16 protein-coding genes are annotated in these 14,281 nt (G+C 58.9%); 6 read left to right on the top strand and 10 right to left on the bottom strand.

The genetic code is table 11. The features are described from left to right. Nucleotides 1-1,134, bottom strand: coding sequence for an MFS transporter (locus tag GTU76_RS22895; protein WP_180699670.1), 1,134 nt, complete (start codon nt 1,132-1,134; stop codon nt 1-3). A gap of 98 nt (nt 1,135-1,232) precedes the next feature. Between GTU76_RS22895 and GTU76_RS22890 the strand changes: the two genes are divergently transcribed. The 3 genes from GTU76_RS22890 to GTU76_RS22880 all read left to right on the top strand — a co-directional run bounded on the left by GTU76_RS22890 (nt 1,233) and on the right by GTU76_RS22880 (nt 4,792). Continuing rightward, a complete protein-coding gene (locus GTU76_RS22890; protein WP_180699669.1) occupies nt 1,233-1,997 on the top strand; it encodes an AraC family transcriptional regulator in 765 nt (254 codons plus the stop codon). A 96-nt stretch (nt 1,998-2,093) separates the two neighbouring features. Beyond that, nucleotides 2,094-3,203, top strand: a complete 1,110-nt coding sequence (locus GTU76_RS22885) for an HlyD family secretion protein (RefSeq protein ID WP_180699668.1) — start codon at nt 2,094-2,096, stop codon at nt 3,201-3,203. Next, complete coding sequence (locus GTU76_RS22880) at nt 3,200-4,792, top strand: DHA2 family efflux MFS transporter permease subunit (protein WP_180699667.1); 1,593 nt, start codon at nt 3,200-3,202, stop codon at nt 4,790-4,792. The genes GTU76_RS22885 and GTU76_RS22880 overlap by 4 nt, the downstream gene beginning before the upstream one ends. A gap of 129 nt (nt 4,793-4,921) precedes the next feature. Here the strand turns inward: GTU76_RS22880 and GTU76_RS22875 are convergent, their stop codons facing one another. Next, the gene (locus GTU76_RS22875) at nt 4,922-5,362 is read right to left on the bottom strand and encodes a carboxymuconolactone decarboxylase family protein (RefSeq protein WP_180699666.1); all 441 of its coding nucleotides are present in this window, start codon (nt 5,360-5,362) and stop codon (nt 4,922-4,924) included. A 188-nt stretch (nt 5,363-5,550) separates the two neighbouring features. Here GTU76_RS22875 and GTU76_RS22870 point away from each other — a divergent pair, with 188 nt between their 5' ends. After that, entirely contained in the window at nt 5,551-5,850 is a 300-nt protein-coding gene (locus tag GTU76_RS22870; protein WP_180699665.1) for a hypothetical protein, read from the top strand. Nucleotides 5,851-6,036: 186 nt separating this feature from the next. On the opposite strand, the gene GTU76_RS22865 is transcribed toward GTU76_RS22870, so the two are convergent. The 3 genes from GTU76_RS22865 to GTU76_RS22855 all read right to left on the bottom strand — a co-directional run bounded on the left by GTU76_RS22865 (nt 6,037) and on the right by GTU76_RS22855 (nt 9,276). Next, a complete protein-coding gene (locus GTU76_RS22865; protein WP_180699664.1) occupies nt 6,037-7,608 on the bottom strand; it encodes a sensor domain-containing diguanylate cyclase in 1,572 nt (523 codons plus the stop codon). A 177-nt stretch (nt 7,609-7,785) separates the two neighbouring features. Further along, a complete protein-coding gene (locus GTU76_RS22860; RefSeq protein WP_180699663.1) occupies nt 7,786-8,559 on the bottom strand; it encodes an aldolase in 774 nt (257 codons plus the stop codon). Nucleotides 8,560-8,571: 12 nt separating this feature from the next. Next, nucleotides 8,572-9,276, bottom strand: coding sequence for a haloacid dehalogenase type II (locus GTU76_RS22855; RefSeq protein WP_016984575.1), 705 nt, complete (start codon nt 9,274-9,276; stop codon nt 8,572-8,574). 109 nt (nt 9,277-9,385) lie between these two features. On the opposite strand from GTU76_RS22855, the gene GTU76_RS22850 reads away from it, so the two are divergent. After that, entirely contained in the window at nt 9,386-10,243 is an 858-nt protein-coding gene (locus tag GTU76_RS22850; protein ID WP_180699662.1) for a LysR substrate-binding domain-containing protein, read from the top strand. A 16-nt stretch (nt 10,244-10,259) separates the two neighbouring features. Here GTU76_RS22850 and GTU76_RS29905 read toward each other — a convergent pair whose 3' ends face one another. The 4 genes from GTU76_RS29905 to GTU76_RS22830 form a co-directional block, all read right to left on the bottom strand. Then, complete coding sequence (locus GTU76_RS29905; RefSeq protein WP_180699661.1) at nt 10,260-10,784, bottom strand: hypothetical protein; 525 nt, start codon at nt 10,782-10,784, stop codon at nt 10,260-10,262. After that, on the bottom strand, nt 10,777-11,511 hold the full coding sequence (locus tag GTU76_RS22840; protein WP_180699660.1) for an alpha/beta fold hydrolase: 735 nt from the start codon (nt 11,509-11,511) through the stop codon (nt 10,777-10,779). Before GTU76_RS22840 ends, GTU76_RS29905 begins: the two co-directional genes overlap by 8 nt. Before the next feature lie 3 nt (nt 11,512-11,514). Next, on the bottom strand, nt 11,515-12,012 hold the full coding sequence (locus GTU76_RS22835) for a PAAR domain-containing protein (protein ID WP_150811783.1): 498 nt from the start codon (nt 12,010-12,012) through the stop codon (nt 11,515-11,517). A gap of 135 nt (nt 12,013-12,147) precedes the next feature. Further along, entirely contained in the window at nt 12,148-12,813 is a 666-nt protein-coding gene (locus GTU76_RS22830) for a ribonuclease T2 (protein ID WP_180699659.1), read from the bottom strand. Between the two features lie 165 nt (nt 12,814-12,978). Between GTU76_RS22830 and GTU76_RS22825 the strand changes: the two genes are divergently transcribed. Further along, nucleotides 12,979-13,449 carry a hypothetical protein gene (locus tag GTU76_RS22825; RefSeq protein WP_016984581.1) on the top strand — a complete coding sequence of 157 codons (471 nt, stop codon included), beginning with the start codon at nt 12,979-12,981 and terminating at the stop codon, nt 13,447-13,449. A gap of 85 nt (nt 13,450-13,534) precedes the next feature. On the opposite strand, the gene GTU76_RS22820 is transcribed toward GTU76_RS22825, so the two are convergent. Then, nucleotides 13,535-14,137 carry a hypothetical protein gene (locus tag GTU76_RS22820; RefSeq protein WP_016984582.1) on the bottom strand — a complete coding sequence of 201 codons (603 nt, stop codon included), beginning with the start codon at nt 14,135-14,137 and terminating at the stop codon, nt 13,535-13,537. Between the last annotated feature and the right edge of the window lie 144 nt (nt 14,138-14,281).

Here is a 14,281-nt window from a genome sequence, read left to right as displayed (position 1 = left end):
TTAAACAATTGCTTTGCCTGGCTTTATTGTCAGTAGCAAGGCCACGGCGCTGCACACTATCAGGGTTTCCCCGAGAGCTTGAGACCAGCCGGCGAGCATCAGCCCTGTGCCGATCAGCAAGTAATACATCAAGCCCAACAACGCCCCGGCGGTGCCCAATCGATCAGCGTAATCGGCCAGCGCCGCACCGAGAATGTTGGGGATCGCCAAGCCGAACGCCAATACCACCAACAACATCGGCAGGACGAACGCGACACTGTTCTGCAGCGACCACACGCCCACGCCACCGAGCAACGCGATGCCACCCGCGAGGCGAATCAACTGCAATGCCTTGAACCCGGCTGTCAATAAACGCCGGTTAAGCCATGCTCCAAAACCTGAACCCAGCGCGAGGATCACACCGCTGTAACCGAACACACTGGCGTCCACCCCCAGCCGCTGAAACATGAACGGGCCGAGGCTGTAATAACTGAAAAGCGCCACGTTGAATGACGCGATCCACAGCGCCGAGCGCCAGATTCCCGGGTCACGCAACATGCGCCCTGACGTTTCGAACAGGCAGACGTGCGGTGGTTGTTCCGCTCGGGTTTCCGGCAAGGCGTACACACTCCACAACCAGAGCAGCGTGGCCAATAACAGCAAGGCGCCGAGCACACCGCGATAACCAAAGGCCTGAACCAGACCGGCGCCACTGAACAAACCAATCGCCGGACTGGCCGCCAGCGCAATGCCCACCAACGAAAACACCTGCGCCAGTTCGGCGCCTTTGAAGCGGTCGCGCAACACGGTTTGCGTGACCACCGAGCCCACCGCCGCACCGAACGCCGCCAACATCTGCGCCAGTAACAAGCCGTTGAAACTGCTGACCCGCAGGCCTAAAAACGTGGCAATCGCATAGATTGCCAGGCCAGCGAGCATCGCCGGGCGCCGACCGATGCGATCACATAAACGCCCCCACACCACCACCCCGGCGGCAAACGCGAGGAAATACACGGATAACGTCTGCGCCGCTGCTTGCGGGCCAACGTTAAACACACGTCCGATATCACCGAGCGCCGGGCTGTACAGGGTTTGCGCGATCTGCGGAAACATCAGCAACGCAATCGCCAGCCACAGGAAATGTCTGTTGTTCATTGTTCATCACTCCTCACATAAACCGCCGAGGAGTTTAAGAATCGAGGAGTGGCGTATTATCCGAACCCTGACAACTAATCGCTGAAATCGGACAACCCATGGTCTGGCTCGACGCCCATGCAACGTTTGACGCTGATCGCTTTCAGGCACCGGTGATCGGTATCGCCTCGACCCTGGGCGATCACGATTCCGGCCTGCACCGTCATCAACGCGGGCAACTGCTGTACACGCGACAAGGCTGTACGCGAATTACCCTGGCGCAGCAATTGTGTCTGCTGCCGCCGTCGCGGGCGGCGTGGATTCCGCCGGGTGTCAGCCATCGGGCGGTGATGCAGCAGAGTGTCGATTACCGCTCCATCTACTTGATCGCCGAACTGTGCGCTGCACTGCCGCAGCAGGTTTGCGTGATCGAAGTCAGCCCGTTGTTGCGTGCGGTGCTGGAACCGATGGCGCTGGCGGATTTCGCCACCGATTGGCAGCAAGGCAAATTCGCCCACCTGCTCGGCCTGTGCCTGAGCGAAATCGTCGAAGCGGCGCAGCAACCGATGCTGTTGCCGTTACCTCAGGACAAGCGCCTGGCGCCGCTGCTGAAAACGCCGGATCGACTGCCACCGGAACTGCAAGTGCTGGAACAGCAGATCGGCGCCAGCAGCCGCACCATCGGGCGAATCTTCCAGCGCGAAACCGGCATGAGTTATCAGCAATGGCGCCAGCAGTGGCGCTTGATGCGCGCGATGGAATTGCTCGCCACCGGACGCAGCCTGAGTTACTGCGCTTTTGAAACGGGTTTTGCCAGCGACAGCGCCTTCATCGCCTTCTTCAAATCCATGACCGGCAGCACACCGGGCCACTGGCTCAAATGAACAACTGACGATCGGCGTCAGAAATCATTTGCGACTAAATATTACCTGCGTCATATTACAGCCGTAATAACTACCCGTTTACCCAGGTAATCCGCCATGACCAGCATGCCCAACCTCGAACCTGTTGTGGTGAAGTCCAAGCCGCCCCTGCTTAAACGCTTGCTGCTTCCCGGCGCGGGTTTGCTCGCGCTGATCTTCGCCGGGGTCTACGCCGTGCACTGGTGGGGCGCCGGGCGTTTTCTTGAAGAAACCGACGATGCCTATATTGGTGGCGATGTTACGGTGATCGGGCCGAAAGTCGCCGGCTACATCGACGAAGTGCTGGTCAGCGACAACCAGCACGTAAAGGCCGGCGACGTGTTGATCCGCCTCGACGCCCGCGACTATCGCGCCAACCTCGCCAAGGCCGAAGGCGCCGTGGCCGCCGAAGAAGCCCTGCTGGCCAACCTCGACGCCACCGAACAACTGCAACAAGCAGTGATCGGTCAGGCCCGCGCCGGCATCGACGCCGCCGGTGCGGAGACCGCGCGCTCGCGGGATGACAACGCGCGCTACAAACGCCTGGTGACCACCAACGCGGTGTCGGTAGAAAGCGCACAACGCGCCGACGCCACCTTCAAAACTGCACAAGCCTTGAGCGCCCGCGCCCAGGCCGAACTGCTCGCCGCACAACGCCAACTGGCGGTGATCGACACTCAGAAACAACAGGCCCGCGCCGCCCTTCAACAAGCCCGAGCCGAGCGTGATCTGGCGCAACTGAACCTCGGCTACACCGAACTGCGCGCACCGGTCGACGGCGTGATCGGCAACCGTCGCGCACGGGTCGGCGCCTATGCCCAGGCCGGTTCGCAACAATTGTCCGTGGTACCGGCCAGCGGTTTATGGGTCGATGCCAACTTCAAGGAAGACCAATTGGCGCGGATGAAACCCGGCCAGCGCGTGAGCATCCGCGCCGACGTGCTGTCCGGTCAGGAATTCCACGGCCGTCTCGACAGCCTCGCCCCTGCCACCGGTTCCCAGTTCAGCGTGCTGCCGCCGGAAAACGCCACCGGCAACTTCACCAAAATCGTCCAGCGTGTGCCGGTGCGCATCCTCCTCGACCCGGCTGACGGCGTGCTCGGGCACTTGCGTCCGGGCCTGTCGGTGACCGCGGAAGTCGACACCCGCGCGCAACCGGAAACCAGCGCCGTGGCCGTCGCGCCATGAGCAGCACCCTCGCCGCCCCTGCACAGCCATTCAACCCGGCGGACATGGCGACCGTGACCAAGGTGTTCGCCTTCGCGACCATGTGCATCGGCATGTTCATCGCGCTGCTGGATATCCAGATCGTCTCGGCGTCGCTGCGCGATATCGGCGGCGGACTGTCTGCCGGCACCGATGAAACCGCGTGGGTGCAGACCAGTTACCTGATCGCTGAAATCATTGTGATTCCATTGTCGGGCTGGCTGTCGCGCGTGTTTTCAACGCGCTGGTTGTTCTGTGCTTCGGCAGTCGGTTTCACCCTCGCCAGCCTGCTCTGCGGCGTGGCCTGGAACATCCAGAGCATGATTGCCTTTCGCGCGCTGCAAGGATTTCTCGGCGGTTCGATGATTCCGCTGGTGTTCACCACGGCGTTCTTTTTCTTCACCGGCAAACAACGGGTGATCGCCGCCGCGACCATCGGTGCGGTCGCGTCCTTGGCGCCGACAATGGGGCCGGTGATCGGTGGCTGGATTACTGATATTTCCTCGTGGCACTGGTTGTTCTACATCAACCTGGTGCCGGGGATTTTCGTTGCCGTAGCGGTGCCGATGCTGGTGAAAATCGACCAGCCGGAATTGTCCCTGCTCAAAGGCGCGGACTACCTGAGCATGGTGTTTCTCGCGCTGTTTCTCGGTTGTCTGGAATACACCCTGGAAGAAGGCCCGCGCTGGAACTGGTTCAGCGACCAGACCATTCTGACCACCGCGTGGATCAGTGGCTTGGCAGGATTGGCGTTCATTGGCCGCACCTTGCACGTGGCCAATCCGATCGTCGATCTGCGTGCTTTGAAAGATCGCAATTTCGCCCTCGGTTGCTTCTTTTCGTTCGTCACCGGCATTGGCCTGTTCGCAACGATTTACCTGACGCCACTGTTCCTCGGCCGCGTACGCGGCTACAACGCGCTGGACATTGGTCTGGCGGTTTTCTCCACCGGCGTGTTCCAGATCATGGCGATTCCGCTGTATGCCTTTCTGGCCAATCGCATGGACCTGCGCTGGATCATGATGATCGGCCTGGGTTTATTCGCGGTGTCGATGTGGGAATTCAGCCCGATCACCCACGACTGGGGCGCCGGCGAGTTGATGCTGCCGCAAGCGTTGCGCGGGATTGCTCAGCAACTGGCAGTGCCGCCGGCGGTGACGTTGACCTTGGGAGGGTTGGCACCCGCACGGCTCAAGCATGCGTCGGGCCTGTTCAACCTGATGCGCAATCTCGGCGGTGCCATCGGTATTGCGGCGTGTGCGACGATTCTCAATGACCGCACCAACCTGCACTTCACGCGGTTGGCCGAGCATCTGAACAGCAGCAATGAGGCGATGAATCAGTGGCTGTCGCAGGTCGGCGGCAACCTCGCGAGTCTGGGCCAGAGCGGCGACGTCGGCGTCACCGCCAGCCTGCGCCAGTTGTGGTTGCTCACTTACCGTGAGGCGCAGACGCAGACCTACGGCGACACCTTTCTGATGATCGGAGCGTGCTTCGTCATCGCCACCGCGATGGTGCCCTTGATGCGCAAGGTGCAACCACCGGCGGCGCCGAGTGCGGATGGGCATTGATCCAGCTTTCTGAAGTTTTCCCGGCCCCTGTAGGAGCTGCCGAAGGCTGCGATCTTTTGATCTTGTCTTTTAAAAGCAAAGTCAAAAGATCGCAGCCTTCGGCAGCTCCTACAGAGGATTGTGGGCAGCTTAAGCCTGTGGGATTTTGCGGAAGCCCACCGCCAGACGGTTCCAGCTGTTGATGGTGTTGATCGCCACAGTCAGGTCGACCATTTCTTTCGGGGTGAATTGCGCCGCGACCACTTCGTAATCTTCGTCCGGCGCATGGGTCAGGCTCAGTTGGGTCAGCGATTCGGTCCACAGCAACGCGGCGCGTTCGCGGTCGCTGAAGAACGGCGCTTCACGCCAAGCAGTCACCGCGAACAGCCGGCGCGGGGTTTCGCCGCCCTTGATCGCATCGGTGGTGTGCATGTCGATGCAGAACGCGCAGCCGTTGATTTGCGAAGCACGCAGCTTGACCAGTTCGATCAGGTTTTTCTCCAGCGGCAGTTTGGACACCGCGGTTTCCAGCGCGATCATCGCTTTCAGGGCGTCTGGGGAAGCGGTATAGAAATCGGTACGAGGTTTCATGGTGGCTCCGGGCAACAAGTGAATGTGTGGCTACGTTAGCCCTCACACCCGGTTCGGCAAATAGCCAATATTCCCGAAGATCAGGAGGCCACTTCGGTTTTCTCGGCTGACCGCTCGTCAGCCAATCGGCACCAAGGGTTCTGCGCATCAGACCAATATCAGGTACATGCCCTTTCTGGAGACGGATCATGATCACGCGCAAACTCACCTCGTTATTGCTCGCCGGCCTGCTGGCCACGGCATCGGCCGCCAGCTTCGCCGCCAACGATGGCGCTGACGCCACCGGCACCAAATCCGGTGCGACGAGCGGTTCGACCATGCCACCCGATAACACGCCGGGCGCGCCTTCGGGCGGTAATGGCTCCAACGGTGCCGGTTCCGGGACTGGCACCAATGGCGGCGCCAGCGGTTCGGGATCGGGGGCTGGCGGCGGCACCGGTTCGGCCGGAGGCGGCACTGGCGGTGCGGGCGGTGGCACTGGCGGCTGAACGAACAAGAGCCACCCGTGGTGAAAACCCTCGGTTGTATGGGTACTCACATAACCTTGGCTTGATGAAAATCACTGTGGGAGCGAGCTTGCTCGCGAAGGCGGTAGATCAGCCAATATCTTCATCGGCTGACACGGCGCTTTCGCGAGCAAGCTCGCTCCCACAGGGTTTGTGTCAGCGATTGGATCAGCGATCAGAGCGCATCAACTCGGCCAGGCCGCTGTCCAGCGACAGCACCGCCGCACGATTGCGCCCGGCATTTTTCGCCTGATACAGCGCTGCATCGGCGCGCTGGATAAACACTTCCGGGCTGTCATTGCCGCTGGGGATAAACGAATAACAACCCAGACTCACCGTCAGATACCCGGTCGGCGAGCCGCTGTGGATGATGTGCTTATCGATCACACTGCGGCGGATCTGCCCGGCAATTGCCAGCGCGCCGTTGATGTCAGTGTCCGGCAACAGCACCGCAAATTCCTCACCGCCGTAGCGCACCGCCAGATCCGACTTGCGCTGGCAGCACGTCTGCAGCACCTGTGCGACCTGGGTCAGACAATGATCCCCGGCGACATGACCGTAGGCATCGTTGTAGCGCTTGAAGAAATCGATATCGAGCATGATCAGGCTGACCGGGCTGACCTGCCGCGCGCCACGGGCGAATTCGATCTCCAGCGAACGCTCGAACAGACGTCGATTGGCCAGCCCGGTCAGGCTGTCGTGGGTCGCAATCTGCTCCAGTGTGCGCTGGGCCTTGCGCAGATTTTTCTCGATCCGTTCGCCGTCGCGCACCTGGTGAATGAACACCCAGCCAAACAGGCCGATGCCGAGAATCACCAAGGCGACGATCACACTCGACTGGAATGCGCGGGCGTACCAACCCTCGAGAATCGTGTCGCGCGAGGTCGCCGCCGACACCACCAACGGATACGCCGCCAAGCGCCGATAGCCGTACAAACGCACAACCCCATCGACCACCGAATCGATCATTGCGGTGCCGGCCGAGGCTTCGGGGAGCAACGTGCGATAAATCCGCCCCTGCGCCAGCGACGTGCCGATCAGGTTTTCATCAAACGGACGGCGAGCGAGCAAGGTGCCATCGCTCAGCCCCAGAAACATGATGCCTTGGTCATCAAGGCTGAAACTTTCGAAGAAACGATCAAAGTACGACATCTTGATCCCGGCCAGCAGCACACCCTGGAAATTGCCGGCGTGATCATTGATGCGCTTGGAGATCGGGATGATCCACTCGCCGTTCTCGCGGCTGCGAATCGCCGGGCCGATGTGCGCCAGCGTCGAGGCGTTCTGCTGGTGAAACCTGAAGTACTCGCGGTCGGCCACGCCATTGCCACGGGGCAGATCGGCGAACGAGGTAATCACCCATTGGCCCTGCGTGTCGAAGAGGAACATGCCGTGCAACTGATCCAGTTGCTGCACGCGCCGGGCGAAGGTTTTCTGCAGGCGCGGTCGCTGCGCCGCGCCGTAGCCGTCATCCTGAATCCAGTCAACCAGGCTGGTCATTACCAGATCGGCGGCAAGGAATGTGTCCTCCGCTTGCTGCGCCATGGCCCGGGTCAGGTTGCTTGAAGCCACTTTTGCCACCGCCAGATCCTGACGCCGCGACTGCTCCAGTTGCAGGTACAGCAAACCGGACAGGCACAGCCCCACCGCAACGATAAACAGCACCGCCGCTTTGCGCAGCGGCAGGCGTTTAAGGGTGCCTCCGGGGGCCTGTTGCGGGTCGTGAATAGGGATAGGCAAAAGCAAGTCCTGGGCAGGTACGACAAGGGCGCCAGCGGGGAAACCCTTATGTTTGTGAGCGTAGCCCACCGGAATCTACGGGGCAAACGCCCCGCTTCCGCCCAGGTATATCGGCGCACAACGAGTTTGGATGATCGCTGTTCGCCGATTTATTTTCGATTGCCTCTTTCGGGTTAGTCAGTTGTGAAGGCCCAGGCGCCGCATCGCACTGTGCAAATGCGCCCGCGCACTTTGCGGGTCGCCCTCGCGCATCTGCTCATAGGCTCGTTGCGCAATGGCGTGGGGCAGCGGTTTCAATTGCCGTTGCGTGGCCATCGCCAGCAGTTGCACGTGGGCGGCGCGCTCCAGGTAATAGAGGTCGTCCCAGGCTTCGGCGATGGTCGGGGCGGCGACGATCACGCCGTGGTTTTTCAGGAACAGAATGTCGGCATCGCCCATGACACTGGCGATACGGTCGCCTTCGGACGCGTCCAGCGCCAGGCCGTTGTAGTCCTCGTCCACCGCCGTGCGCCCGTAGAACTTCAGTGCGGTTTGCCCCAGCCACAACAGCGGCGGACCTTGCAGCAGACACAACGCCGTGGCGTGGGGCATGTGGGTGTGGAAGGCGACTTTCACTCGCGGCAGTTGCTTGTGCAGACGCGCATGAATGTAAAACGCCGTGGCTTCCGGTTGGCCTTTGCCTTCAACCACGTTGCCGTCAAAGTCACAGACCAGCAGATTCTGCGCGGTCACTTCAGCAAACGCATAACCGTAGGGATTGACCAGAAACAGATCGTCATGCCCCGGCACCATCGCCGAAAAATGATTGCAGATGCCCTCCTCCAGGCCATGCAGCGCGGCCAGTTGAAAACACGCTGCGAGTTCGTTGCGGGCGGTGATGATCGCTTCCGTGTCGAGGTTCAGCGCTGTCAGGCGTGAGGCCCGCGCACTGGCAGTCAGGGTGTGAGCCATGACGATTCTCCGTTACCAACCGAGGGATTTGAACAGCGATAACACTTGATCGAGGCTGTTGAGGATCGCGTCGGGGCGATAGTCCGGCATTAACTGGCGACCGGTGCCGCGATCGATCCATACACAGCGAAAGCCCATGTCCCGCGCAGCCGTGTGGTCGAGCATCGGGCTGGCGCAGATGTGCACCACCTCTGTGCGGCTGACGCCCAACTGCTCATGAGCGTAGTCGAACAGGCGCGGCGCCGGCTTGTAGGCGCCAGCCTGTTGCGCGGTGATCACGCGGTCGATGTGGCCGCCGAGTTGCGCGACGTTGCCGGCAATGATCTGGTCGTCGGTGTTGGAGACGATGCACAGTTTGAAACCCATGTTTTTCAATTCACGCAGGGTCTCGATCACCTCGGCAAACGGCGGCATTTTCGGGATCGCAGCGGCCAGACGCTGGCTGTCTTCGGGCAGGCTGGGCAGGCCCAATTCTTCCAGGGCCAATTGCAGGCCGAGGGTACTTAGCTCGCGGAACGAACGGTGCGGCGGCGTTTGTTCGAGGCGATGTTCATGGCGATCATAGACTTCGATCAGGTGCCCGACGTCGACCTGATGCTCGCCCTTCTCGCTGAGGATTTCCCCAACGACGGCTTTGAGGCCTTCGTCCCATTGAATCAACGTGCCGTAGCAATCGAAGGTCAGCCATTGCGGGCGCGGTGTGTTGATGAGTGTCATTGGTCGAATCCTCCGTGGTGAGGACTTCAGCTTATGAGCGCACGGTGATAGTGTGAAATTAAATAAATAGCCAATCGTCAGTTGAAAAACCACTATCGAGAGCACCGCCATGCTGGACCTGGAATTGCTGAAAACCTTTGTCTGCGTGGTCGACGAAGGCAGCTTCACCCGCGCCGCCGATCGCGTGCACCGCACCCAATCGACGGTCAGCCAGCAGGTACGCAAACTCGAAGACCTCGTTGGCCACGCCCTGCTGCTGCGCGACCGTACCGGGCTGAATGTCGCCGTCACCGAGCACGGCGAACTGCTGATCCACTATGCGCGCCGTTTGCTCGCGCTGTCTGCCGAAGCCACTGAAGCCTTGGCCAGCGACCTCGATCTGGAAATCCTCCGTATCGGCATGCCGGAAGACTTCGACGCGCGGCGCATGGCGCTGATCCTTGCAGGCTTCACCCGCAGCCATCCGCAAGCACGGCTGGAAACCCTCAGCGGCATGAGCCTTGATCTGCGCCAGCGCCTCGATGCCGGCGACATCGACATCGCCCTGATCAAACGCGAACCCGACAGCGGCCCGGCGTGGGCGACCTGGCCGGAGCGGCTGGTGTGGGTCAAAGGTGCGGAGTTTGATTCGTCGATCGGCGTGTTGCCGTTGGCGTTGTTTCCGCAAGGCTGCCTGTATCGGCAGCGCGCCATTCGTTTGCTCGATGTTGCCCAGCGCCCCTGGCGGGTCGCGTTTGGCAGCCACAGCCTGACCGGCATTCAAGCAGCGGTGGCTTCGGGATTGGGGGTGTCGGTGCTGCCGGTGTCGGCGGTATTGCCTGAGCATCAGGTGTGTACGGATCTGCCGGAACTGGCGCCGACGGAATTGGCATTGGTTAGTCGTGAGGGTGTGTTGAGCGGGTTACAGCGCGGTCTGGTGGAGTTTTTGCGTGGGGAGTTGGGGGTGGATGCGGGGGGATTCGCCTGAAATCCTCCCGTTTTTATCATTGGGGTTTGTTGATTTCCCGTAGGAGGTCCGCGACGGGAATGTTCATGGTGTTTGAGTAGTAGGGCTTGTAGCCGTAGGCGGTGACGACGACTTTGCAGGGGATCTGTTGTTTGTTGGAGAGGAGTTGGTTCAGTTCTGCCACTGACAAGTCTCGCCGCGAACCGCCACCGTTTGAAAGTTCACTCATGAAAGTACGGGTCAAGTAGGAGAACCCCATTTTTCTGCTGACGTCTTTTTCGGGTTCTATTACACCAAATGCAGTAAATCGCATGAATTTCTTAATAGAAAAATCTTGGTCATCCGACAAACCGCACTCAAACATGCCTGACGCCATCCCCACCCTTTCTCCTCGATCAAAAAGATTAAGGACATCGACATCCGACTGATACCGAATGACATACAAAAGCGAACTATCATCCCTCTCAACAGAACGGAAGACCAAGTTCGCAGGTGGTTTTATATGATCTTTAGCACACCCGGAACAAATACATAGAAATATGCAAAGTAAAAACTTATTCACCCGGAAACTCCTTCATGATGGATTCAAACAAGAAGTCGCTCGCCGATTTCCTGCCTGCTATGGGCGCATTGAATAGCCCGAATGCATTGGCATGGTTCGTATCAACACTGACATTCACCGAGGGACCGCATGAAACAAGCCATTTCTCGCCAAAGTCAGCCACCCCATCTGACGGGTCTCTCTGAGTGGGTGCAGCCTTGATATTTATCCAGTCATTGGTAATTGGCTCAGGTCGCTCGCGATAAATATCCGACCCCAGCCAAACCAAAGCCCCCTCTCCTACCGGATCAAGAGTGATCAGCATCTGAACCCGGTAGCCCCATTCCGACATGATTTTTGTCAGATGAGCGCCATTCCATCCACCGAGGCTATGTCCGACGATATAAACAGGACAACTCTTGTAAGGAATAAGGCTCAAGACATGACGCTGAATATCCTGTTTACCTCTGACCTCGTTGTAGCCCAACCAATCTGACTTATATCTACCCTGCTCTTGCAACTTTCGGGTGCGGTCATCAAATGTCACCCATGCCTCTCGGATATTTTTATACGGTCCGGAAAAGTAATAACTCTCTTTGTCGCCAGCCCCACCAACAAATACAACAATCGCCTTGGTACTCTCCACCGGTACCGGCTTGTCACTGACATCCTTCTTGTCCGTCAGCGCATGTTCCTTGTGCAGCTTGTAATTGTTGCCCTTCGCGCACGTTACCGTTTCAGCAGGCATGCCTCACTCCTCCAAAAACAACTTGATGGTTTCCGGCAGATGCGAGCTTACTTGGTGGGTGAATCCGTTCGCGTCAGACACTCCATGTTCCAGACGCCCGTCAGCGCGCTGAATAACGTAAGGATGATCTGGCATGGGCTCACCGGTCACGTCATTGACCAGTTTCAACCGGTCAGTGAAATGCACCGGCATCGGCAGCAAACCACTGAAGGGAGCCGACGTCACCGTGTCACCGATGATGACCGTGCCTGAACCGCCGATGACGACGTTGCCGTGCCCACCGGTGCTGTCCAGTGTCGCGGCGTTCAAACCGTTGATGAACACCGTCGACGCCACAGCGCCGGTAATCGGGCTGCCGCAGGCGGATTTGTCAGTCATCCGCGCAGCCGCCAAGCCGTCGAAATTCACATTCGGGGAGCCACTGACAATGGGATTGGTGCCATGTCCCGGCAATGGGCAGGCGGTTGGATCGGTGACGCGGGCGGCGGGTTTTCCGCTCATGAACAGCTCCTTGCAATGTAACGTGGTCATCCTTTCGGGAGCGCAAGCATGCGGGAGTTCGCCGGGTACTTCAAATCTTCAGACCAAAAAAGGCGCCCGATCGGGCGCCTTTTTGATACGTGGAAACCGCTCAGGTTAGCGCGACGGCGGCACCCGGATATCCCCCGCGCGACACTGGGATTTCACACCTTTGCCACAGGCGCCGAACTGCAAATCCTTGCCCATGCACACGCGCACTTCCGACAACTCCGGGCCGCTGCAAATGACAGCGATGCCATCCGCCGGAATGCCCGGGTTGGCCTTGCGGAACAGGTCGGCGATTTCCTGGGCTTCGAAGTAATAGGAACTGCTGAACGGTTGCAGTTCATCGGGGATTTTCACCGCCGCCACGGCTTTGTCCGCTTCATCCAGATAACCCATCGCGCCGAGGCCGCTGCAGGTACCGTGCTTGGACCATTCGTGGTCGAGCAGTTTTTTGGTCGGGAACAGCGTCAGGCCCTGGCTGGTTTGCGCCGCGTTCAGCGTGGTCAGCGGCGGGCAGGATTCCGGCCAGCCGCCCTTGGCGTATTGCGGCCACAAACCGTGAAGCACGAAGCCGTAGCCCTTGCCCGTGCACTGCGAGTCGTCCTTGTGCGTCAAACAAAAGGTCGGCGACCAGGACAACGCCAGCAGGTAGTAATCGAACACCCCCGCCACCGATTCCGCCTGCGCGTTGCTCGATTGCGATTGGCGCGCCGAACTCAAACCGATGCTACCGGCCGTCAGCGCAATCACTGCCAAAATTGTAAACAGCTTTTTCATCTACCCGCTCCTTGGGACGCCTGCGTCCGTGGTTTTCGATCCTGACCAGACTTGGCCAGCGCTGATTTCGACACGCTTGTGTTGCAAGCGCATGACGCAAGGCAACGCCGTACGCCGTTGAAAGGTCTACGATTAACAGGCAGACATCAAACCAAGGGATCCGAAATGAGTAAAGCAGACGAACTCGCCGCCAAACTCAAGCAAACCCGGCACACCCACGCGGATGCCGCGCTGGAGATCGATTGCTGGCCGGCGCAGGTGTACGACTTGTACCACCGCATCGAGGCGTGGCTGCAGCCGGTCACCGAGGTTGGGTTGAAGATTCGGCGCAATCCGACCCACGTTTGTGAAACCTCACCCGATGGTGAATCCCACGATTACGCCATCGACCAACTGGTGATCGAAGCCAATCATCAAAGCCTGACATTTGATCCCATTGCGCGGTTTACCGAGGATGGCGCCGGGCGGGTGCAGATCATCCCGTCAGCCACGGACACCTATCTGCTGCGCACCGTGGATGAACACGGTGAAAGCCATTGGTGGGTGCAGTCGATTGAAACCGGGCAGCAGTTGGATGCCATTGCGCTGACGGAAAATAATCTGTTGTTGGCGGTGCAAGAAGGGTTGGGGCTGTAAGCGAAATTGGCGTCCCCGCGCTGGTGAAACACGTGACCGGGCTCATACATATTGATGCATGACCCTAATAGCACTCAGGTCAGAATTAAGACAGCGGACGTAATCGGGAGCAAAACTCCTCATATGGCATAGATTGAATGTTCTCATATGCATTCAAAATCACGTGTTCAGCATCCCCATTCTTCGGCCACCACTGACCGTCCAGGTAAATTTCAATATGTGAAGCGGGGATCTCAAAACATTTCAAGGAGGGAAGAATGTATTTGGCTCCCCGCCGTTCGTCGGAACGATCGACGTGGGACTTTCGCCATTTTAGTGCTGGCGTACATTTTTTGATTCGACTGAGAAAGGCCAATTGAAACTCATCATGAACGCGGTTATACGCGGTACTGCCAAGCGGTAATCTTTGCTTCAACTGGAGCAGGGCGTTTTCGTACGTATCGTAGAAATAAAACGCCCGATCGTTTCCGGTGTTCTTCAGATTCTTGGCGTATTCGGGAGAGTTTCTGAGATCTCCGGCATTACCTTTTCGCTCGGTTATCGTAAAACCAGTTTTGAAAAAATTCGACCAACCTTTTGCCGTCTCAAATCGATAGTAATAGTCCGTTTTGGCGGACACCCGGTCTGCACAGCCGCAACAAACAACTGCAATGGCTTGATGCAGCCACGACCGTAGCCGACTCTTCATACTCACGCCGTCCTTAGCCCTTTTGGGCAGAAAAAATGAAGAGTAACCAAGTCACGCTTAAATCGCCATCAACCCACGCTGATCCGATCAGCGTACCAACTGCTCATTGCACCGTGCGCTCGTGCTACTAAAATCGGTTGCTCC

The sequence above is a fragment of the Pseudomonas crudilactis genome (genome assembly GCF_013433315.1).
In the GTDB taxonomy this organism is placed as follows: domain Bacteria; phylum Pseudomonadota; class Gammaproteobacteria; order Pseudomonadales; family Pseudomonadaceae; genus Aquipseudomonas; species Aquipseudomonas crudilactis.
This window is presented reverse-complemented; position numbering and strand designations above follow the sequence as displayed.